Here is a 21,808-nt window from a genome sequence, read left to right on the forward strand (position 1 = left end):
AAGCGTCGACCATTTTGTATTGCGAGGCGCGAGCGCTTCACAGGACGACGTAGTTTAAGGGTTCCGCCAGAGCGGTGCAGCGTGCAATTTTTGCCGCATGGGTTTGGTAAAGCTAAGGCATATGCCGCGTGCGCCCAACACTGTAGCGGCCCCGGCAAAGCAAAGCTGGCGTGATAGCGTTAGAATGCGCGTTTGGTTTTGCTGTACCGGCACGTCGCCGGGGCTCAAGACGTCAACTAATTAGATGGTCGCGGCGATAAAGTCAGAATTTCCGACTTGCTCGAAACCCGCGTCAGTCGGAGTCCGCCAACTTATGCGAGTCATCCTTGCCCAACCCCGCGGCTTTTGTGCGGGCGTTGTTCGTGCGATCGAGATCGTCGATCGGGCGCTGCAGCAGCACGGCGCGCCTGTCTACGTACGCCACGAAATTGTCCACAATCGTCACGTGGTCGATAATCTGCGCCAGAAAGGCGCGCGTTTCGTCGAAGAACTCGATGAAGTGCCGCAAGGCGCCGTGGCGATCTTCAGCGCGCACGGCGTCGCTCAAACAGTTGAGCGCGACGCGGAAGCCCGCGGTCTCGACGTGCTCGACGCAACGTGCCCGCTCGTCACCAAGGTGCACGTGCAGGGGCGTCAATATGTGAGCGCGGGGCGCACGCTGATCCTGATCGGCCACGCCGGGCATCCGGAAGTGGAAGGCACGATCGGCCAGATCCCGGGCAAGGTGCTGCTGGTGCAGAGCGAAGCCGAGGTCGAGCATCTGCAGCTGCCGATCGACACGCCGCTCGCGTACGTCACGCAGACCACGCTGTCGGTAGACGACACCCGTGGCATTATCGACGCCTTGCAGCGCCGCTTCACCGACATCGTCGGCCCCGACACGCGCGACATCTGCTATGCGACGCAAAATCGCCAGGCCGCGGTGCGCGAGTTGAGCAAGCAGGTGGACGTGCTGCTGGTGGTGGGCGCAACAAACAGTTCGAACTCGAACCGGCTGCGGGAAATTGGCAGCGAAAGCGGCGTGGCGAGCTATCTCGTCGCCGACGGTTCAGAAGTGAAGCCGGAATGGTTTGCGAATGCGCAGACCATCGGCATCACGGCCGGCGCTTCGGCGCCGGAAGAAATGGTCAGAAACGTAATCGATGCGCTAAGCGCAATGGGGCCCGTCGATGTCACGACAATGGCGGGCCGTGAAGAGAAGGTTGAATTCAAGTTGCCATCGAAGCTGATGCAACCACTCGCCGCACGCGAAGTTTAAGGAGGACGTCTTGTCTATTCCGCTGCTACAGAAAGTCCGGGTCGGCGCATACATCATGCGTCAGCACCTCTCCGGCAACAAACGCTACCCGCTCGCCCTGATGCTGGAGCCGCTGTTCCGCTGCAATCTCGCCTGCAATGGCTGCGGCAAGATCGACTATCCGGACCCCATCCTGAATCAGCGTCTGTCGCTGGAAGAATGCCTTGGCGCCGTCGACGAATGCGGCGCCCCGGTGGTGTCGATTGCAGGCGGCGAACCGCTCCTGCACAAGGAAATGCCGCAGATCGTGAAGGGCATCATCGCGCGTAAGAAGTTCGTGTACCTGTGTACGAACGCGCTGTTGATGGAAAAGAAGATGGACGACTACGAGCCGAATCCGTACTTCGTCTGGTCGGTTCACCTGGATGGCGATCAGCAGATGCACGACCATTCGGTGTCGCAAGACGGCGTGTACGACAAGGCAGTCGCCGCCATCAAGGAAGCGAAGCGCCGCGGTTTCCGCGTGAACATCAACTGCACGCTGTTTAACGACGCGGTGCCGGAGCGCGTTGCCGCTTTCTTCGACACGGTCGGGCCGATGGGCGTGGACGGCATCACCGTCTCACCGGGTTATGCCTATGAGCGTGCGCCGGACCAGCAGCACTTCCTGAATCGCGACAAGACCAAACATCTGTTCCGCGAGATCTTCAAGCGCGGCAACAATGGCAAGAACTGGTCGTTCAGCCAGTCGGCCATGTTCCTCGACTTCCTCGCCGGCAATCAGACCTACGAATGCACGCCTTGGGGCAACCCGGCGCGTACGGTGTTCGGCTGGCAGAAGCCGTGCTATCTGGTCGGTGAAGGTTACGTGAAGACCTTCAAGGAATTGATGGAAACCACGGACTGGGACAAGTACGGCACCGGCAACTACGAAAAGTGCGCCGACTGCATGGTCCACTGCGGCTTTGAAGCCACGGCCGTGATGGATACGGTTGCGCATCCGCTGAAGGCATTGAAGGTCAGCCTGCGCGGCCCGAAGACTTCGGGTGCTTTCACCAAAGACATCCCGCTGGACAAGCAGCGCCCGGCTGAATACGTGTTCTCGCGCCACGTCGAGATCAAGCTTGAAGAGATCAAGGTGGCCGGCAAGGGCAGCAAGGTGCAGACGGCTACGGCCGCGCACTGAGCGTCGAATCGGGGCGGCCCTGCGCCGCTCTGAATCGCGCCGCATAACCCGCGTAAAAAAGCGCGGTGGCTTTTAAGGCCACCGCGCTTTTTCTTTTGTTGGTCTGCTTCTACCTCGCAGGCAGTCGGCTTGCCGATCCAGCTTACCCGCCGCTGCGTGCGTTATGCGCGGTGAGGAACTTGATCAGGCCGTCGACTCCGCCCTTGGAAAGCTGATCGGCGAATTGTGTCTGGTACACCTGAATCAGCCATGCGCCCATCATATTGATGTCGTAGATCTTCCAGCCCGACGGGCCCTTGGTGAGCCGGTAGTCGATTGCGTCGTCGCCGCCGTTGCTGATCACGTGCGACTGCACCACGACGTCTTTCGCGGCGCCCGGTGCATTGGCCGGCGCAAACTTGAATTTGACGTCCTGGTCGCGCAACTGCGAAAGCGACGCAGCGTAGGTGTGCACGAGAAGCAGCGTGAACTGCTCATAGAGCTGCTTCTGCTGCTCGGGCGTGGCGGTGCTCCATGCCTTGCCGACCGCGATGCGGGTGGTGCGCTGGAAGTCGGTGGCCGGCACGAAGCGCGTCTCGACCAGTTGCGTGATCTTGGCCATATCGCCGCCGCGCGCTTGCGGATCGGCCTTCATCGCGGAGACCGTACCTTCGACGGCACTTTTTACCACCGCGTCGGGCGAGCTTTGCGCATAGGCAGCCGTTGAGACTACGGCTGCGGCCAGAAAAGCAGACAGATAACGTTTCATACGCTGGACAAGACCCGAAAAGAGTGTGCGCCGCCGACCAGCAAGATCGGGGCGAAAGCTGGATAGACCAGTATAACGACATTGCGTTCCCGCCCTTTCATGTTGCGCCGGGAGCCGGTTTTGCTACGCGCATTGCTGCCGAATACGATCCGGATTGCTCCGGCTCTGTATACTTGTGCACTTTCGTCAAAATGCTACCCGTGATAAGGCCAAGTTCGCCTACATGCTGAAGTCATCTATTGTTCGCCTCGTCGCCTATTCGGTGCGCCATCCGTTGCGGATCATCGCACTGTCGATCGTGCTCGCCGTGTTGAGCGGGATCTATGTCGCGCATCACTTCAAGATCAACACCGACATCAGCCGCCTGATCGAAACCGACAAGGAATGGTCCACGCTCGAGCACGCGATGGACCAGGCCTTCCCTGATCGCGGCGAAACGGTGCTGGTCGTCGTGGAGGCGCGCGCGCCCGAGTTTGCCGACGCCGCAGCGAATGCGCTGACGGCGGCGCTCAAAGCCGAGCCGAAGGAATTCGTCGCGGTCTCGCAGCCCGCCGGCGGGCCGTTCTTCGAACATAACGGTCTGCTTTTCCCATCGACCGAAGAGGTCATGTCGACCACGTCGCAACTCGTGCAGTCTCGTCCGCTCGTGAACACGCTTGCGCACGACCCCAGCCTCGCGGGACTTGCAGGCACGCTCACCACGAGCCTGCTGCTGCCGCTGCAGATCGGTCAGGTGAAGCTCTCCGACATGAGCCGCCTGCTGTCGCAAAGCGCCAACACGCTGGACCTCGTACTGGCCGGCAAGCCCGCCGCTTTCTCGTGGCGCGCGTTCGTCGACAAAAGCGCGGCGACCAATCCGGCGCGTGCGTTTGTGGTCGTGCAGCCGGTCGTGAACTACGACGCCCTAGAGCCGGGCGCAACCGCGTCGCAGGCCATTCGCGATACGGCGGCCTCGCTGCATCTGGACTCGCGTTATGGCGCCACCGTCCGTCTGACCGGCGAACAACCGCTCGCGGACGAAGAGTTCGCGTCAGTCAAAGATGGCGCGGTGCTCAACGGCATCGGCACGTTCGTCGTGGTGTTGATCATTCTGTGGCTCGCGTTGCGCTCTGGACGCATGATCGCCGCAGTCTTCATCACGCTGTTCGTTGGACTCGCAATCACCGCCGCGCTCGGCCTCATGATGGTCGGCGCGCTGAACATGATCTCGGTTGCGTTCATGGTGCTGTTCGTCGGGCTCGGCGTCGATTTCGGCGTGCAGTTCGGCGTCAAGTATCGCGAGGAGCGTAATCGCGACGACCGTCTTTCCGCCGCGCTTGCTCATACCGCGCACAGTATCGGCGTGCCGCTTACGCTCGCCGCGGTTGCGGTCGCGTTGAGCTTCTTCTCGTTTCTGCCGACCGCGTACCGCGGCGTGTCGGAGTTGGGTGAGATCGCCGGCGTTGGCATGTTCGTCGCGTATCTGACCAACATGACACTGCTGCCAGCGTTGCTGAAGATCTTCAACCCGCCGGGCGAAGCCGCGTCGCCGGGCTTCAAGCAACTCGCACCCGTCGACGACTTTCTCGCCCATCATCGCAAGCCCGTGTTGATCGGCACGCTGATCGTCGTGATCGGCGCAACGCCGTTGCTCACGCGTTTGCACTTCGACTTCAATCCGCTGCACCTGAAAGATCCGCATACCGAGTCGATGGCCACGCTGCTGTCGCTGAAGGATTCGCCCGAGGCCGCGGTGAACAACGTGCATGTGCTCGCGCCCTCGCTTGCCGACGCCGATCGCATGGCCGAGCGGTTGCGCGCGTTGCCCGAAGTGGGCCGCGTCACCACGCTGGACACCTTCGTTCCCGCGCAGCAGCAGCAAAAGATGATGCTGATCGCAAGCGCCGCGCAGCAATTGCTGCCCGCGCTGCAACAGCAACCGGCGCCACAGGCCACGGACGCCGTGCGCGTCGCCGCGCTCAAGCGCGCGTCGAATCAACTTTCGCTCGCCGCCGAAGATCATCCCGGGCCAGGCGCCGCCGAAGCGCAACATCTGTCGGTCACGCTGCAAAAGCTCGCCGCAGCCGACTCCGCCACGCGCGACCGCGCGGAACACGCGATGTCGGAGCCTTTGCGCATTGCGCTCAAGCAGTTGGAGAACCTGCTCCAGCCGACCGAAATCACGCGGGACAATCTGCCGAAGGAAATCTCGAAAGGCTGGGTGTCGAAGGACGGCCGCGCCCTCGTCGACATCGCGCCGAAGGTGAAGCCGGGCGCCGATCCGAACGACGACGCCACGCTCGCCCGCTTCGCCCATGCTGTCAAAAAGGCCGAGCCCGGCGCGATTGGCGGCCCGATCTCGATCCTTCATTCCGCGGATACGATCATCAAGGCGTTCTTGCAGGCCGCGTGCTGGGCGCTGCTGTCCATCGCGATCCTGCTGTGGGTCGCGCTGCGGCGCGTTGGCGACATGCTGCGCACGCTGGTTCCGCTGCTTGTGTCGGCGCTCGTCACGCTCGAGTTGTGCGTGGTGTTCGGCATGCCGCTGAACTTCGCGAATATCATTGCGTTGCCGCTGATGCTCGGCGTCGGCGTGGCGTTCAAGATTTACTTCGTGATGGCGTGGCGCAACGGGCAGACCGGCCTGTTGCAGTCGAGCCTGACGCACGCGGTGCTGTTCAGCGCGGCGACGACGGCGACGGCGTTCGGCAGCCTCTGGCTATCGCACCATCCGGGGACGTCCAGCATGGGCCGCTTGCTGGCGCTGTCGCTGTTTTGCACGCTTATCGGTGCAGTGGTTTTCCAACCCGTGCTGATGGGCAAGCCGCGCCCACGTCGCGCGAAGCACAAAGGAATATAAGCATGAAACTGCGTACCACCGTGCTGGCGCTTGCTGCCACCGGCCTCATAACCGGCTGCGCAACCGGTCCCGACCGCAAGCCCGGCGACCCGTTCGAGCCGATGAACCGGGCGGTGTTCAATTTCAACGACGGCCTCGACCGCTATGTCGCGGTGCCCGTCGCGAAGGGCTATCAGAAGGTGACGCCGCAGCCGTTGCGCACGGCCGTCAGCAACTTCTTTTCGAACCTGGGTGACTTGACCAACGCCGCGAATGCGCTGCTGCAGTTGAAGATCACCGACGCGACCGAGGACCTCGTCCGTTTCGCGTTCAACTCCACGTTCGGTCTCGGCGGCCTGCTCGATTGGGCGACGCCGGCCGGCCTGCCCAAGCATCATCAGGATTTCGGCCTGACGCTTGGACACTGGGGCATTCCATCGGGACCGTATCTGGTCTTGCCGCTTTTCGGGCCGAGTACCGTGCGAGACAGCATGGGGCTGGTGGTGGACGTGAAGTTCAATCCCTTGAACTACATGGAGCCGGCGGTGCGCAATCCGCTGTACGTGCTGCAGTTCGTAAGCGTTCGCTCCGACCTGCTGGGTGCGACGGATCTTCTGCAGCAAGCGGCGCTGGATAAATACTCGTTCGTGCGGGACGCCTATACGCAGCAACGGCGGGCGCGTCTGCGCGGCACCGGCGACAATGCCGCGCCGCTGCCGGAATACGAGGATCAGGACGACTCGGGCGCTGCGACGACTCCAGCGAAGGGCGCCGCTGCCGGCGCGCCGGCGACGCTTCCGAACTACGCAGACCCGGGCGATACGGCCGACACGCCGGACGCGGCCTCTGGTGCCGCCACGGGCGCACCGGCGGGCGTGCCGAATTACACGGATCCGGGTGAGTCGCCCGCGCCGGCAAGCGGCGCGGCGGGCTCGGTGCCTGCAAGTGAAACGACGGGGGCTAAGTCAGGGACAACCGCGACGCCGGCAACAGCGCCAGGTGCGGCTTCAGCGCCCAGTACGGGCACGGCTGTCCCGACCACGTCTGCACCTGCTGGTAGTCAGCAACCGGCTTCAGCGCCGGCTGCACAATAGGATCGGCGTACGCCCGCCCAGGGCGTGCGTCGACGCTGCTGAACCGCTAGGCCAACTTCAGCAAGGCCTCAGCCGCACCCAGCGCTTGGCGGGCCTGCACCAGCGAAACGCGCGCCGCACGCGCGTCGATCGCCACCTGAATGAGCGCGCCGATCTGTGACGGTTGCCGCATCAGCTCACGCAGGATCGGCGCAAGCGCAGTGCTTCCGTCATCGCGCAACCCCGCGGTCGCTGCCGACGGCAACGTACGCCACGCGGGATCCACAATCGCACGGCACACGGCGAACGGCAGCCCGCGGGCGGCGGCCATTGCGCCAGCCAGATGCGATTCCATATCCACAGCCAATGCACCCGTCGAGCGATGCAGCGCACGCTTGTCGTCGGCGAACATGAGCGGCGCCGCTACCGAGGCCATTGAACCGCGCCGCAAGCGTGACGCGAGCGGTCCTGTCGCCAGCGCGGCGGCAAGCCTGTTCGTCCAGGCCGGATCGGTAGGGATGCGGCCAAACGGACCTTCGACGGCGTCGGCGACAATGAGCGCCCCCGGCTGTAAATCCGGCGCCAGGCCGCCCGCCGTACCGAAACTGACAATGCCGGAGCAACCGCGCGCCACGGCTGCGTTCAGCGCGCGTTCCAGCAGATCGGCGCGTGCCGCATAGACCACTTCGACGCCTTGGCCCCGCGCAATTCGCGCTTCGAAGGCCATGCCCGTTACGACGATGACCGGCAAGCTGTTGCCGTCGGCATCGGCGGACGGCGCAGTTGGGCGAAGCATTCGTTACATCCCGACGGCAACGCGCGTGAGCCCGTTGCGCTTCAGATGACGGAAACGCGCCAGCGCCCAGAGCGGGAAAAACTTGCGATAGCCGTGATAACGCAGATAAAACACGCGCGGGAAACCGGTGGCCGTGAAACGCGTTTCGTCCCACAAGCCGTGCTCGCGTTGTTCACGCTGCAAATAGTCGATGCCGTGGGCAACCGCCTCGTGATTCACTTCGCCCGCCGCCATCAGGCCCATCAACGCCCACGCCGTTTGCGAAGCCGTGCTCGGCGCCCGTTCGTAACCGTGGTAGTCGAGCTTGTAGCTCTCGCCGGCTTCGCCCCAACCGCCGTCGTCGTTCTGGATCGACAGCAGCCACTGTGCGGCGCGTTTGATGCGCGGGTCGTCGTGCGAAATGCCGGCCGCGTTCAGCGAACACAGCACGGTCCACGTACCGTAGATGTAGTTCAAACCCCAGCGGCCGTACCAGCTGCCGTCGGGCTCCTGTTCCTTCAACATATAGTCGAGCGCACGCTGCGCCGGTTCGCTGTTTTGCGGCAACTCGCCGAGTTGCGCGAGCATCGACAGGCAGCGACCCGACACGTCTGCCGTCGGCGGATCGAGCAGCGCGCCGTGATCGGAGAACGGAATGTTATTCAGGTAATACTGCGTGTTTTCAGGCTCGAACGCGCCCCAGCCGCCGTCGCTGCTCTGCATGCCGACGACCCATTCCCGCGCGCGCGCAATCGCCTCGCGATCGACACTCGACTGCGTCAGCGCAGCCGAGCGATGCATAGCCATTGCGACCACCGCTGTATCGTCGACGTCCGGGTAATACGCGTTGTTGTACTGGAAGGCCCAGCCGCCCGGCCGCACGTTCGGCCGGCGCGAAATCCAGTCGCCGCGCACGTCGAGAATCTGCAGCGGACGCAGCCATGCAAGGCCGCGTTCTGCTGCCTGCTCGGCACGCGCTTCGCCCGTTTCGAGCAACGCGTGCGCGGCAAGCGACGTGTCCCAGACCGGCGACAAACAGGGCTGACAATATGCTTCGTCATCCTTGATAACGAGCAGCTTTTCGATCGACTGACGCGCAATTGCGCGGTTCGGATGGTCGGCCGGATAACCGAGCACGTCGTACATCATCACCGAATTGGCCATGGCCGGGAAAATCGCGCCCAAGCCGTCTTCCCCGTTCAGCCGCTGATCGACAAAGGCCACTGCCTCGCGGACCGCTCGCTCGCGCGTGGCTTTCGGAAACAGACCGTCGACCGCGCGCAGCACCGTATCCACGACCCGGAAAAAGCGGAACCAGCCGACATGTTGATGCGGCGCCCGCTGCGGCATGCCGGTGTTCACGGGCGCGCCGCGGAACAATTCGTCGATGCGCACGCGGCGCGGATTGCGCGCGAGCGGCCGCTTCGCGTTGAGCACGAGCAGCGGCACGATTACGGTCCGGGCCCAGTACGACACCTTCGACAGATGGAACGGAAACCACATGGGCAGCAGCGTGATTTCCACGGGCATCATCGGCACCGCGCGCCACGACACCACGCCGAACAAGGCCAGCAGGATCCGCGTGAAAACGTTCACCGCCTCCGCGCCGCCGTGCGCGAGAATTGCCTCGCGTGCGCGGACCATGTGCTCCGCGTCGACCGGGTCGCCGATCATCTTCAGCGCGAAGTACGCTTTCACGCTCGCGCTGACGTCGAGCGCGCCGTCGGTGAAGAGCGGCCAGCCGCCGTCGGCCAGCTGGATGCGGCGCAAATAGCGCGCGATTTTCTGCTCCAGCTCCACGTTCGGCGTTTCGCCAAGGTAATGGACCAGCAGCACGTATTCGGCGGGAATCGTCGCATCCGCTTCGAGTTCGTAGACCCAATGGCCGTCGGGCTTTTGCGCGGCGAGGATCGCCTCGGTTGCGCGCGTGATCGAGGCGTCGAGCGAAGCGGCGAAACCAGCAGATTCTGCAGACGCGGTAGACGCGTGGGCCGCATCGCTCGCAACGGAAGGCGCGCTTCGCGCTTCGTCGGCGAATTCGGGCATGACGGCACCCAGCATGTGGGCTTGAGATAAATCGTTCATCGGCGTTCCATCGGTTGATTCAGCAACGTATCCGCGGCCTTCTGACCTGAGCGGATCGCGCCTTCAATCGTCGCGGGCAGGCCGGTAGCCGTCCAGTCCCCCGCGAGCATCAGATTATTCCAGCGAGTGCGCGTGCCGGGACGCAGCGTTTCCTGTTCCGGCGACGCGGCAAAAGTCGCCCGTTCGTCGACGACGATCTGCCAGGCCGGCATGGGCGCGGCAGGCAGATTGGCCGCCTGAGCCACCTCGGCCCACAAGCGCGCCGCCAGTTCTTCGCGCGGCGTGTCGACAACATTGCCGACGCCATAAACCGTTGCGGACAGACGTCCGTCGGACGCGAACAGCCATTGCGCAGTGCCGTTCAGGAGACCGGTGACGGGCGGCAAGCCGAACGGCGGTTCCACGGCGAAATACGCGCTGAGCGTCGCGGCAAAGCGGGCCGGCGCCCGCAGGCCAGGGACAAGCGTCTGCGCGACATCCGGCGGCACGGCGAGAATCACAGCCTGGTTGACGTCTAACGCGACGCTCTGTTCGGCGAAATCGAGCGCCTCTACGCGGCTCGTGTTCGCCGCAAACCGGATTTTTTTGAGCCGCGAGCCGATCTCGATCGTCGCGCCGCCATGCTGCAACAGTCGCAACGCCGGATCGACGAAAGCGCTGCTCAAACCGTTCCGCGCGATGAGCGGCCGGCACGCGAGGCCGCCCGCCATCAACGTCTCGCGCACCATTGCCCCAGTCAGCGCCGCCGACGCGTCGCGCGGCTCGGCGTTGAGCATTGCGCGAAACAACGGCGCGAGCAGGCGGTCCCACAGCGGGCCATTGCTGCGCATGGTTTGCGCGACGGTGCGACCGGGCTTGGCGAAAAGCAGCGGCACGAGACTCAGATAGTCGCTCGGGCCGGTGTTCGGTACACGCGCGTTCTGATCGAAGATCCACCAGGGCAGCCGTCCGGACGACAGGCGCACGGTCCAGCGCGCGTGAGTGGCGATATCCACGAACGGGAATTCCGGCAACGCCGGTCCCGTCAGTTCGTCCACGGCGCCGATAGCACGCGCGTAATTCAGCGTCGCCGCGTTGCCCGACATCATCAGGTGATTGCCGCTGTCGATCGTTGCGCCTAGCTTGGCGTCGTAGTACGAACGGCAGCGGCCGCCCGCCTGTTGCGCCGCTTCGTGAAGCACGACTCGCGCGCCGCGCCGCTGCAACTGCACTGCGGCGGCCAGGCCGGCGAGGCCCGCGCCGACCACATGTACGAGTCTCGGCATCGGCTCAGAAGAGCGCGTAACGCGCGACGATCCACAGCATGCGCAGCTTCGGCTTGCTGACCTTCGTGCGCGGAATGTCGAAGCCGCGTTCGAGTGTGCGTTCCAGCAGCAAGCGGTACACGCCCGACATGATGCGCGGTGCGCGCACCTGAGTGCGCGGCTCGCGGTCCATGATCGCGTCGGACGCGGCGAAATGCTCTTTCGCGCGTTCAGCGAGCGTTGCGCAGACGCGCGGCAGCGACGGATCGTCGGCGATCTGCGAGGGATTCTTCACCGCGATGCCTTCACGCGCCAGCAACTCATGCGGCAGATAACAACGGTTGATACCCGCGTCTTCGTCGATGTCGCGCAGAATGTTCGTCAGCTGAAGCGCGCGGCCGAGATGGTGCGCCAGCAAACGGCCCGGCTCCTCCTGCATCCCGAATATCCTCACCGATAGACGGCCCGCCGCACTCGCGACCCGGTCGCAGTACAGGTCGAGCGTAGCCTCGTCGGGGGCGCAGATGTCGGCGGCCGCATCCATCGCCATGCCGTCGATCATTGCGTGAAAATCCTCGCGCTGCAGGTGGAACGTGTGGATGTGCCGCGTCAGCGCGCGCAACGAGGCGCGCGGCGAGCCGGTATAGCACGCGTCGATGTCGGCGCGCCAGCGCTCGAGCGCCGCGGCGCGGTCGGCGCGCGGCATGTCGCTGTCGGCGATATCGTCGACAGCGCGGCAGAAAGCGTAGACCTGATACATCGCGTCGCGCTGCGCGGCCGGCAGGATGCGCATTGCGAGATAAAACGAACTGCCGGACGTGGCGGCAGCGGCGTCGATTTCAGTATCGTCCACGACAAGATTGGATACAGCCAAGACGATCTCCGCAGGAGGGCGCCCGCTGAAAGGCGTACAGGAATTTTTATGCCTCGCCGCAGGGCGGGCGGCCCGCGCGCGCGGACACGCGCGAAACACACGGCTGGGATGCCGGAAACGGCGAAAAGTATAACAACGTTTGTCCGACGACGCAGTTTCCACAGAGCAATGACCGACACAACCCGCTGTGACCGGCAAGCCCGGTGCGACGTGCGGCGCGTGATGCCGCGGGCAGAACCGGCTTTTTAGCGCAACCGGGCGCTATGAGCGAACCTCAATCGCCGCCATTTACGTCAACGCGACGCAGCGATTGCGGCCTTGCCGCTTCGCGCTGTAGAGCGCCGCATCGGCCTCGTTGATCAGCACGTCATATGCGGGCGAGCCGGCACGCGCGGCCGCGCCGCCCACGCTCGCCGTAACGGGCACGCTCGTGCCCTGCACCTCGACCGGCGTATCGGCGATCGTGCGGCGGATTTTCTCGGCGACGCGCATGGCGTCCTCCAGCGGCGTGCACGGCAGCAGCAATGCAAACTCTTCGCCGCCGAAACGCCCGAACGTGTCCTGGGCCCGCACGACCCCGGCAACGCGCTGCGCCATCACGCGCAAAACGGTATCGCCGACGCCGTGACCGAACTGGTCGTTGATCTTCTTGAAGTGGTCGAGATCGAACAGCAGCACCGACATGTCGCCGCCATAGCGCTGCCAGCGCGTGTATTCGTCGAGCAGCCGCGCCTCGAAGAAGCGGCGGTTGGCAATGCCGGTCAGTCCGTCACGGTCGGCGTACTCCTGCAGCTTGGCGACAGCCTCCTCGCGCTCTCGCTGCACGATGCTCACATGGGTCACGTCGGAGATGGTCACGCAAACGGCCACCACCTCCCGATCGCGCGTGAGCGGCATGAACGTGACGTCCTGCTGCATGTAGTCGACCCCGCCCGTGATCGGCCGGTCGTGGTCGAACTTGAACAGATACGGCCGCTGTTCCCACGAACTGAACGCGAAGCTACCCAGCTGAAAGACACTTTCGATCTTGCGCGACAGCCACACTCGCGGCAGTTCCGGAAACTGCGTGAACAGCGACTTGCCGACCACCTGCTCCGCGGACAAACCGCTGTGGTCCTGCATGAAGCGGTTCCACATCAACACGTTCATGTCGCGGTCGAGCACGAAGATGCCGAAGCCCACCCGCTCGACGACCAGATCGCTCAACGACTCCGTAGGCGCGCTCATAGGCTGGACAACAACGCGTCGAGCGCGTCGCTCATATGACGGATGGACTCTTCCGCCATCAGCATCACGAGATGCGCGCGGAAGCTCTGGTCTTCCAGCGCGAAATTGACTTCGACGAGCAACGCGACTTCCCATTGCAACACGCCGGGCTGAAACACTTCGTCGAGCGTCAAGGCGTCGCCCAGCAGGCCGGGCGCGGAAAACACCGGCGTGCGGCCGAGCTGGTCGAGAATGCACGACACGCACGCGCCGGTAAGCACGTTCGCCACGTCGAACATCAGCTCTTTCTGGCTCACAGCTTCGTAAGCGGAGCGCGAATACGGGTCGCTGACCAACGCGCACAAGTCCTCCACGCTGTCGCTGCGGCAAATCACCAGCGCCTCGCCCTTGATGTCCGAACGAAAGCCCTGGCGTACCGCGCTGACCCGGTCTTCAATACCGGTCATCTCCCGCAGCGCTTGCGCGGCCTCGCTCACGGCCACCACCCTCACGCGCGGCACCGATAATTCGATAAACGAATCGAGCAGCCGCGCGAGACGTGTCGCGGCTTGACCCATCGCCAGATTGGCGACCTCTTGCAGCGCGTCGCGCTGATCTTCGGTGAGGACTGGCTCAGACATACAACCCGTACTCCTTGAGGATGGGCAGTACCGCCTCCGGCGTCACGGGCTTGGCGATGAACGCCGCGGCGCCGAGCGTGCGTACGCGCGCCTGGGCCATCGGCTGGATATCGGCCGAGACGACGATGACGAAGGTGTTCAGATCCTCATGCTGCAGCGCCTCGAGTACCTGATAGCCGTTCATTTCCGGCATGGTCAGGTCGAGGAACATCACCGAGGCTTTCCCTTGACGATACAGAGCGAGGGCTTCGCGCCCGTTCGACGCGTACGACACATCGACGTCCCAGTCCGGCGGCAATGCCTTGGTGAGCACCTTGCGGGCAAGCAATGAATCATCGGCGATCACGATTGGCAAAGGCATGGCGGGTCGAAAGACGGAATAAGCTCGTACGGGTTAACGGCGGATAGCGGAATTCCTTTAGGGCGGAGTCTGGCAAGCCGCGAACTGTGCGTTGCCTCGGTGGAAGGCTGCTTGCGGGCGCGCGGGGAGGTGGCGCGGCGACGCGCGTCTGGCGAAACCATGGCGCGCGCAAGGCTGCGTGCGCTGGACGACGGTTATGACCGGCATGTGAGCCTACCCCGTAGATGAGGCGCGGCTGGTTGGATCGGCTGGTCCCGTGCCGCGCGCTTGTTTTCCGCGAACGCCGGCACTCACGCGTAAACGCATGATCCGATGCCCTCGCGGCGTATGCGTCCGAACATAGCGGACGCACTTTTTCTCATTGCGTCGATTCTCAAAGCAAACCAGTCGAAATGCAATACACGGTATTTTCGTCCTGATAACAATATCTTCCTTACACGAGCGTTATTTGAAAAAATACGCCCTGCATAATAATCGTTTCAATCCCGTTTATACTTTTGTGTACGTTTGCGCTTCTCGATTCTTCACTGTTTTAAAAGGGCAATGAATAGGTGTCGAAATGTCTGGCGCCCTCAATTACGGTAACTTCTACCGCCATTCTGCGACTATGCTTCTCGTATCCGCCGTGCCTCCTAGCCCCGAAGACCTGAGCGCTTAACAAATGACCCAAAACCGGTTCGACCCGCATCGAGCGAGCCGCCTTTCCGCTGATGGGCAGGACGAGGCCGTGTTTCCTGCGGTACCGGAGCAGAACTTCCAGATCCGGCGCATGACGTTGATCGCGCTGCTGGTCGCCGCGATCGTGCTGCCATGCCTCTACGTCGCGATCATGGCGTTCAGCGACCTGCGAACCCGCGAAGCCGATGCCACCAACATGACGCTGCGCACCGTGCGAGTCGCTGAGGAGCATGCGCTGAAGGTCTTCGACATGAACGAGACGCTCGACACGCGCATCGTCGATCTGACGGAAGGCCTGGACGACGACGGCATTCGCGCGCGCGAGGCCGCCATCCACCGAAAAGTGCGGACAATGGGCGGCGGCTATCCGCAAGTGGCCGCCGTGTCGATTTTCGGCCGCGACGGCGCGCTTCTCGTGAGTAGCCGCGTTTATCCGGCACCGCCGGTTTCCATCGGCGAGCGCGAGGATTTCGTCGGCCTTCGCGACGGCCACGACCTCGAACACGTGTCGAAGGTAATGACGGGGCATGTCGCCGGCGAACAGGTGTTCAACACCGGCGTCGAACGGCGCGCGCCCGACGGCACTTTCGCCGGCGTGGTGTCGGTCGCGCTGCGCCCGAGCTATTTCGACGCGTTCTATCGCGAACTGCTCGGCGGCAACGACGGCGCGCCGATGACCATGAGCCTTGTGCGCTCCGACGGCGCGGTCCTCGCACACTATCCGCGTCGCCCGCGCGAACCGGCGACCGTCGCGCCGGATTCGCCGTTCGCCGAGGCCATGAACCAGGGACGCCGCGCCGGCGTCGCGCGCATGCGCTCGAATCTCGACGGCGACAACATGATCGTAGCGTTCCGGCACGTCGGCTCCTATCCGGTCTACGTCATGTGCGGGTATCGTGCATCGGCGATGTGGGCCGCCTGGTATCGGCACCTGGCCGTGTTGATTTTGTCGATATTCACGCCGTCCGTCGCGCTATGGTGCGTGATCTGGCTGTCACTGCGGAGGCTCAGCGCCGAGGAAGAGGCATGGGAACGATGGCAGGCGGAAGCGTCGATGCGCCGTTCGATCGAATCCGCGTACCGGCAGTCGCGCAAGATGGAAGCGCTCGGCACGCTGGTGGGCAGCGTCGCACACGACTTCAACAATCTGCTGATGATTCTTGCCGCCAACGTGCAGATCGCACGGCGGCGCGGCGCGCCCGGGCTGGACCGGGAATTGTCAGCCATGGAGCGGGCGCTGAAGAGCGGCCAGTCGCTCACGCGGCAGTTGCTGGGCGTCGCGCGTAAGCAGCCGCTGCGCAATGAAACCGTCGCGCTCGAACGTTGGCTGCCCGCATGCCGCGACTTGCTGCGCGCGTCGCTCGGAGCCAAGGTTTCGCTGGTGATGGACATCGGGGCCGGCGTCTGGCCGATGCGTGTGGACGTCGCCGAGCTCGAGCTCGCGCTCATCAACATCGCCGTCAATGCGCGCGACGCCATGCCCAACGGCGGGCGCTTCACCGTGCGTGCGACCAACATTACGTTCCGTCACGAAGACGGCTTTCCGCTCACAGGCGACTTCGTCCAGGTGTCGCTTGAGGACACCGGTGCGGGGATGGCGCCCGAGGTGCTCGCGCGCGCTTTCGAGCCGCTCTTCACGACCAAGGCAAAAGGCATGGGTACCGGACTCGGCCTGCCGCAGGTGTTTGCCTTCTGCGAGCGATCTGGCGGGCTTGCGGCAATCGACAGCGCGGTGGGTGCCGGCACTTCAGTGCGGCTGTATCTGCCGCGCGCGCCGGAAGAGTCGGCCGTCGACACGCCGGACGAAACGGGCGCAGAACACCAGGGCGCGCTGCACGGGCTGCGCATCCTGCTCGTCGAGGACAACGAGGAAGTGGCGGCAGGTACCGAAGCGTTGTTGCAGATGATGGGCCACCAGGTCACATGCGTGTTCAATGCAGACATGGCGCTGCGTCTGTTGCGCGACGCTTACGCGCAGCGGGCGCGCACTGGTGAGCCGGTGCCGTTCGAACTGGTGCTGTCCGACATTCATATGCCGGGCGCCCTTAACGGCATCGATCTGGCCGAGGCGATCAGAACGCTCGATGTCACGCTGCCCGTCATTCTCGTCACCGGCTATGCGGAAGAACTCGATCGGGCACGGCATGTGAACGTGCGCGTGCTCTCCAAACCCTTCGATATCGCGCTGCTCGAAAGTCTTCTGCAGGGCATCCAGCGCGAACTCGCCCAGACCGGGCTCGATCCGGCCACGCATCACGCGCAATAGGATCGACCACAGGCAGCGGCTTTCAGCGCTCCCATCCCGTTTTTTGCTCAATTTGCGCGAGATTGTAAAAAGCGCGGCGGGCACGCTGCCGCATCGTCGACGTGAAGCGCTTCGCGCAGCCCAGCGGGGCGGGCCGTGTGGCGCATGAATCAAGACTCCGGCATGAAGGTTGCGGCACCTGTTGGATAGCCGGGATGGCGCGCGCCGCGCTATCCGTCCTACCCAAAAACGGGAGACAGCCATGCGACATACCGTGATTGGTTTGTTTAATACCTATCCTGAGGCCGAAACCGCTCGGGAGACACTAGTACAGACCGGTTTCGCACGCGAGACAATCGAGTTGCAGGCCAACGCCGAACCGTCAGTCGGCTCCGCAACCGCCGAGGTCGCGGGTTCGGGAGTGCTCGCAAACATAGAGCGCTTCCTGTCGAGCCTCTTTGCCAGCGGCCCACGGGCGCCGGAGACCGCGCGTTACACCGAAGCCGTGCGGCGCGGGGCCGTGCTCGTCGTAATCGACGCCGCCAGCGAATCGCACGCGGAACTCGCCCGCAACACGCTGACGCGGCTCGGCGCGACCGATATCGGCGAGCGTTCGCCGGACTGGAGCACGCAGTCAGCCACGGAGGATGCCCGCGAGCATTCGTTACTCGACGAACTGGGAATCGGTGCGGTCACGCCGGGAACACCGCGCGGCCCCGAACCGGGAATGACGACTTCGACGGTCCGTGAAACGCCGGCATCCGTCAGAACCGAGACCGCAGCACCAGGCGGCGTCGGAACACCTGCCTCGCCTGGTTTCACTGGTTCTACGACGGCTGATCCGCTGTACACGACCTCGCCTCGCAGCACCGACGCCGAGCCGTTCGTTCCGCCGCCGCTCACCGGAAGCCGCGCGACCGATCCGCTGAACGAGCCTCTGCCGGACCCGCTCGCGGCCGACGCGGGACGCAGCGCGATTGCGGCCGGGTCCGCGCCGGGCTCAGGCGCTGTGATGCAGCCGTCCGAAGTGGTTTCCGGGTCGGCCCAACCGACGGCCGGCCTGAGCGGCCAGATTCCGAACGAATATCTCGAGTACGAAGAAGATTTCCGCACACATTACGACGAGCAGTACGCCGCCGACGACGCGCGCTACGAAGACTACGTTCCGGCCTACCGCTATGGTGCGGAAATCGGCAAGGACGTGCGTTATCGGGACAGGGCGTGGGACGACGTCGAACCGGAAGCACGACGGCATTGGGAGACGACGTCGCCTGACAGCACCTGGGAGCGCTTCAAGCTTGCCGTGCGTCACGGCTGGGAGCGCGTGACCGGGCATCACCACGTGTAAGAGCAAACGAGAGTAGCGGTAGCGGCGGCGCACCGGAGGTGCGGCGGCGCCACCGCCTTCGGACGGTCGGAGCTATACAGTGTCAGGCAGCGGTATGCCGCTTGACCCACGTAACGTAGCGGTCGACGAAAGTCTGCAGGAACTTGCGCGTCCCATCGTTCAGAATCTCGCCCTTCTCATTGATGACCGCGGGATCGTGCTTGATGAACACCTCGGGCTGACCGAGCACCGCGACGTCGAGATAAGCCAGCACATTGCGCAGATGTTGCTGCGCGAGGGCCGAGCCAGTCGCGCCCACCGAGGTGCCGATCACCCCGCCCGGTTTATTACCCCACGAATTAGTGCCCCACGGACGCGAGCCCCAGTCGAGTGCGTTCTTCAGTACGCCCGGCATCGAGCGGTTGTATTCGGGCGTGACGAACAGCAGGCCATCGGCGGCCTCGATCCGCTGTTTGAGTTGCTTGCCCGCTTCGGGATAATCCGCGTCGTAGTCCTGGCTGTAGAGCGGCAGCGAGCCGATGTCGATGAACTCGAATGTAAAGTCGGACGGCGCCAACGAGATGACCGCTTGCGCCAACTGACGGTTGAACGACTCGCGACGCAAACTGCCGACGACAACTGCAATGTGTAGGGCCATGATTCGCTTCCTTGAATAAGGCGCTCGACGCGCAAAGGGTACGGACTGTCATCATAGGCAAAAAGCCGGGCGCAGGGCGCCGGCCCGCACCGCTTTGGACAAAGTGGCGGAAAAGTACGGCGGTTTTGCGCTGATGCGGTGGATAACGCGGCAGGTGCAAAAGTTATCCACAGTTTTACTGAATAACCTTGTGGATAAGTGCTACTTTTGCCTTGTCAATCAAGCCTGCCTCCGGCCTACGCCTTTTGGAGGCAGCGGCAGTTTTTCGGTGGTCAGTCGTGAGTGATGACGGTGTGCGGTTAATCGCACGTTCGAGCAGCCGTGGCGTGGATTCGGCTGTGACCGCGCTGATGGAAAACGCGTGGTCAGGGCGCAGGGATGTGCGGGTGGCGTAGGCAGCGGCGTGGATTTGTAACGGGCATCCGGCCCGTGATTGGTTTCGTTCTGACGTTGCTTCGAAAAAAGGGCACCCATCTGGGCGCCCTTTTTTTCGCTTCGGACAGTTCGTCTCCGCGATTTCCGCGGTCAGCCGCTGGTGCCTGCATGGGTGCAGGCGGCCCGGAGCGGAGCTTAGTTGCCGAAAAACACGTTGCAGTACGACGCCGGGCCATTGCATTGTGCCGGGGCAGCAGCCTCGGCTGCGCCGGAAGCGGCGGCGAACAAAGCGACGGAAGCGATCAGGGCGGACAGAATGCGTTTCATGGTGCTACTCCTCGTGGTGTTTGGCTGGCGATCTGGTGCGATCGATGGCCGAAGAATAGCGATTCAGTGCCCACCCAAAAATGGGCTAGACGGGAAGACTTCTTTTCACTAACTGAAATAATGCAAACGCAACGAATGCTTCGCTAACTCATCCCGTGACTGGCGTGCCTTTGGCGGGAGAAGAACGCCCGGTTCACGGGCCGCGAACGTTAATTTCGTTTTGCGCAATAGTCGATTTCTGTTTGTCACAAGATGCCCGCCCTGCGCGACTAACGCCCACAAATCCCCGCGTCGGAGACCGCGTATGTCCAATATCAATTCGCTTGCGCCGCAAGCTGCGGCAGAATGGCGCTCGTGCCAGAACCCCGTGCGAGACAAACTCTCCGTTTATGAGCGACAACCATTCATACGACCGCGCGCACGCTTCGCGGTGCGTGCAGCGGAGCCTACCGTGACGCAGGCGAGCGCCGGGACCCTCGGCGACCCTGTTTATCTGGCTCAACTGCGTCGCGACCTCGTGCGCTTCGCCCGTTTGCAATTGCGCGATGCCGCGGCTGCCGAAGATGCTGTCCAGGAAGCGCTCGCCGCAGCCTGGACGCAAGCCGACCGGTTTGTCGGACAGTCGGAACATAAGACGTGGGTGTTCGGCATCCTGCGGCACAAGCTCGTGGATACGTTGCGTGCCCGGCAACGCACTGTAAACCTCTCCGCCCTCGAGTCAGAACTCGACGGCGAAGCGCTACTCGATCGCGAGTTGTTCAAGGACAACGGCCACTGGTCGCAACAGACCAAGCCGCGCCCGTGGCCGACGCCCGAAACGGCGCTGCGTCAGCAGCAATTCTGGGCGCTCTTCGAGGCGTGCCTGGAGCACCTGCCCGAGCATATTGGGCGCGTTTTCATGATGCGCGAATTTCTCGACCTCGACACCGATGCGATCTGCGCGGAACTGCAACTGACGGCCAACCATTGCAGCGTGCTGATTTATCGCGCGCGTCTTCGCCTGCGCACCTGTCTGAGCGAGAAAGGCTTATCCAGCGAGGATGCAAATGGGGAAATGTAAGCACATCACCCGGCTGCTGTCCGACGCGCTGGACCGTCCGTTGACGACTGGCGAATGGGTTGCCATTCGGCTGCATCTGCCGACTTGCAGCGGCTGCCGCAACTATCGCAAACAGATTCGCCTGCTGCGTGACGCCGCTCATACCATGAGCGGCATCTCGACGTCGGACGCGATGAACGGCGACGATTGATGCTGCATGCCGGTGGGCTTGCGGTGCTTGCCGTATTGCTCCTGGCGGCGACGCGATATGCCCGAAACGTCACCGTTCGCTGGGTGGCGTCGTGCGATAGCGCTCGAGGAATTCGGAGTGCGAGGCTTCGTCAATAGCAACGGCGGTTCTCTCGCTACGAGCCGGGTGCTTTGCTAACTGAGCCCGCGTGCGGATCGGTCGATGTGCGAAATTTCCGCCGCAGTTAGGGCATACGTTGCGCAAAGTCGTCAGCGCGCACACTTCGCAGAAAGTGCATTCGTAGGTGCAGATCATCGCGTCGGACGCATTCGGCGGCAGCGACTTTCCACATCCTTCACAAGATGGGCGTAGCTCAAGCATTCGGACTCCGTTTTTGTGTTCGGGGAACCGCTCGCGCGGGGTGTGACGCGTCTGTTCCTGCTGCGCTAGCGTAGATCGTGTCTTGTATCAGGAAGGGACAGGTCTGCGTTAATTACTGCCAATGCGATGATTTTGTTGGGCGCGTCGCTGTCCGCGGAAGGTTGCGCGAGGCACGGCGCGATTGCCTACGTCGGTGGGACGGAGTCGACGCTAGGGCGTTGGCTTATTTCCACCGACGTCAACTCACAGCCTCGATGAAACTGTCATTGCATTTAGTTGAGCCGGTGCAACGCATGCGAATGTTCCTCGGTGCGAGCCTGTTGCCCGAACGCAGGGGATC

19 protein-coding genes are annotated in these 21,808 nt (G+C 63.4%); 8 read left to right on the forward strand and 11 right to left on the reverse strand.

Annotated features, from left to right (window positions below):
- Nucleotides 1-313 precede the first annotated feature (313 nt).
- A complete protein-coding gene (gene ispH, locus J2W46_RS22480) occupies nt 314-1,258 on the forward strand; it encodes a 4-hydroxy-3-methylbut-2-enyl diphosphate reductase (protein WP_027804741.1) in 945 nt (314 codons plus the stop codon).
- A gap of 10 nt (nt 1,259-1,268) precedes the next feature.
- Nucleotides 1,269-2,423 (forward strand): adenosyl-hopene transferase HpnH, encoded by a 1,155-nt coding sequence (hpnH, locus tag J2W46_RS22485; RefSeq protein WP_020068663.1) that lies wholly within the window; start codon nt 1,269-1,271, stop codon nt 2,421-2,423.
- A 142-nt stretch (nt 2,424-2,565) separates the two neighbouring features.
- Here hpnH and J2W46_RS22490 read toward each other — a convergent pair whose 3' ends face one another.
- On the reverse strand, nt 2,566-3,171 hold the full coding sequence (locus tag J2W46_RS22490; RefSeq protein ID WP_020068662.1) for an MlaC/ttg2D family ABC transporter substrate-binding protein: 606 nt from the start codon (nt 3,169-3,171) through the stop codon (nt 2,566-2,568).
- Between the two features lie 223 nt (nt 3,172-3,394).
- Here J2W46_RS22490 and hpnN point away from each other — a divergent pair, with 223 nt between their 5' ends.
- Together hpnN and J2W46_RS22500 are read left to right on the forward strand one after the other, a co-directional pair.
- Entirely contained in the window at nt 3,395-6,010 is a 2,616-nt protein-coding gene (hpnN, locus tag J2W46_RS22495; protein WP_204523317.1) for a hopanoid transporter HpnN, read from the forward strand.
- A 2-nt stretch (nt 6,011-6,012) separates the two neighbouring features.
- Nucleotides 6,013-7,083, forward strand: a complete 1,071-nt coding sequence (locus J2W46_RS22500) for an MlaA family lipoprotein (RefSeq protein WP_310356281.1) — start codon at nt 6,013-6,015, stop codon at nt 7,081-7,083.
- Between the two features lie 46 nt (nt 7,084-7,129).
- Here the strand turns inward: J2W46_RS22500 and J2W46_RS22505 are convergent, their stop codons facing one another.
- From J2W46_RS22505 to J2W46_RS22535, 7 genes are all read right to left on the reverse strand, one after another.
- Nucleotides 7,130-7,858, reverse strand: coding sequence for a phosphorylase (locus J2W46_RS22505; protein ID WP_310356283.1), 729 nt, complete (start codon nt 7,856-7,858; stop codon nt 7,130-7,132).
- A 3-nt stretch (nt 7,859-7,861) separates the two neighbouring features.
- Nucleotides 7,862-9,922: a squalene--hopene cyclase gene (gene shc / locus J2W46_RS22510; protein ID WP_310356285.1), complete on the reverse strand. Its 2,061-nt coding sequence runs from the start codon at nt 9,920-9,922 to the stop codon at nt 7,862-7,864.
- Nucleotides 9,919-11,187: a hydroxysqualene dehydroxylase HpnE gene (hpnE, locus tag J2W46_RS22515; RefSeq protein WP_310356287.1), complete on the reverse strand. Its 1,269-nt coding sequence runs from the start codon at nt 11,185-11,187 to the stop codon at nt 9,919-9,921. The genes shc and hpnE overlap by 4 nt, the downstream gene beginning before the upstream one ends.
- A gap of 4 nt (nt 11,188-11,191) precedes the next feature.
- The gene (gene hpnD, locus J2W46_RS22520) at nt 11,192-12,040 is read right to left on the reverse strand and encodes a presqualene diphosphate synthase HpnD (protein WP_087751889.1); all 849 of its coding nucleotides are present in this window, start codon (nt 12,038-12,040) and stop codon (nt 11,192-11,194) included.
- 288 nt (nt 12,041-12,328) lie between these two features.
- Nucleotides 12,329-13,267: a GGDEF domain-containing protein gene (locus tag J2W46_RS22525; RefSeq protein WP_027779023.1), complete on the reverse strand. Its 939-nt coding sequence runs from the start codon at nt 13,265-13,267 to the stop codon at nt 12,329-12,331.
- Entirely contained in the window at nt 13,264-13,887 is a 624-nt protein-coding gene (locus J2W46_RS22530; protein ID WP_020068654.1) for a chemotaxis protein CheC, read from the reverse strand. Before J2W46_RS22530 ends, J2W46_RS22525 begins: the two co-directional genes overlap by 4 nt.
- Entirely contained in the window at nt 13,880-14,248 is a 369-nt protein-coding gene (locus J2W46_RS22535) for a response regulator (RefSeq protein ID WP_027779025.1), read from the reverse strand. Before J2W46_RS22535 ends, J2W46_RS22530 begins: the two co-directional genes overlap by 8 nt.
- A gap of 661 nt (nt 14,249-14,909) precedes the next feature.
- On the opposite strand from J2W46_RS22535, the gene J2W46_RS22540 reads away from it, so the two are divergent.
- Both J2W46_RS22540 and J2W46_RS22545 read left to right on the forward strand, forming a co-directional pair.
- Complete coding sequence (locus J2W46_RS22540) at nt 14,910-17,192, forward strand: hybrid sensor histidine kinase/response regulator (protein ID WP_310356290.1); 2,283 nt, start codon at nt 14,910-14,912, stop codon at nt 17,190-17,192.
- 241 nt (nt 17,193-17,433) lie between these two features.
- Nucleotides 17,434-18,519 (forward strand): hypothetical protein, encoded by a 1,086-nt coding sequence (locus J2W46_RS22545; RefSeq protein ID WP_310356292.1) that lies wholly within the window; start codon nt 17,434-17,436, stop codon nt 18,517-18,519.
- A gap of 82 nt (nt 18,520-18,601) precedes the next feature.
- Here the strand turns inward: J2W46_RS22545 and J2W46_RS22550 are convergent, their stop codons facing one another.
- Nucleotides 18,602-19,156, reverse strand: coding sequence for an NADPH-dependent FMN reductase (locus tag J2W46_RS22550; RefSeq protein ID WP_310356294.1), 555 nt, complete (start codon nt 19,154-19,156; stop codon nt 18,602-18,604).
- A gap of 570 nt (nt 19,157-19,726) precedes the next feature.
- Entirely contained in the window at nt 19,727-19,858 is a 132-nt protein-coding gene (locus J2W46_RS22555) for a hypothetical protein (protein ID WP_020068649.1), read from the reverse strand.
- Between the two features lie 304 nt (nt 19,859-20,162).
- Here J2W46_RS22555 and J2W46_RS22560 point away from each other — a divergent pair, with 304 nt between their 5' ends.
- Entirely contained in the window at nt 20,163-20,918 is a 756-nt protein-coding gene (locus J2W46_RS22560; RefSeq protein WP_227471249.1) for an RNA polymerase factor sigma-70, read from the forward strand.
- Entirely contained in the window at nt 20,899-21,108 is a 210-nt protein-coding gene (locus J2W46_RS22565) for a zf-HC2 domain-containing protein (protein ID WP_179214142.1), read from the forward strand. Before J2W46_RS22560 ends, J2W46_RS22565 begins: the two co-directional genes overlap by 20 nt.
- A 69-nt stretch (nt 21,109-21,177) precedes the next feature.
- Here J2W46_RS22565 and J2W46_RS22570 read toward each other — a convergent pair whose 3' ends face one another.
- Nucleotides 21,178-21,468: a DUF1272 domain-containing protein gene (locus J2W46_RS22570; protein ID WP_027804738.1), complete on the reverse strand. Its 291-nt coding sequence runs from the start codon at nt 21,466-21,468 to the stop codon at nt 21,178-21,180.
- Nucleotides 21,469-21,808: the final 340 nt, after the last annotated feature.

Source organism: Paraburkholderia strydomiana (genome assembly GCF_031456815.1).
Lineage (GTDB): Bacteria > Pseudomonadota > Gammaproteobacteria > Burkholderiales > Burkholderiaceae > Paraburkholderia > Paraburkholderia caledonica.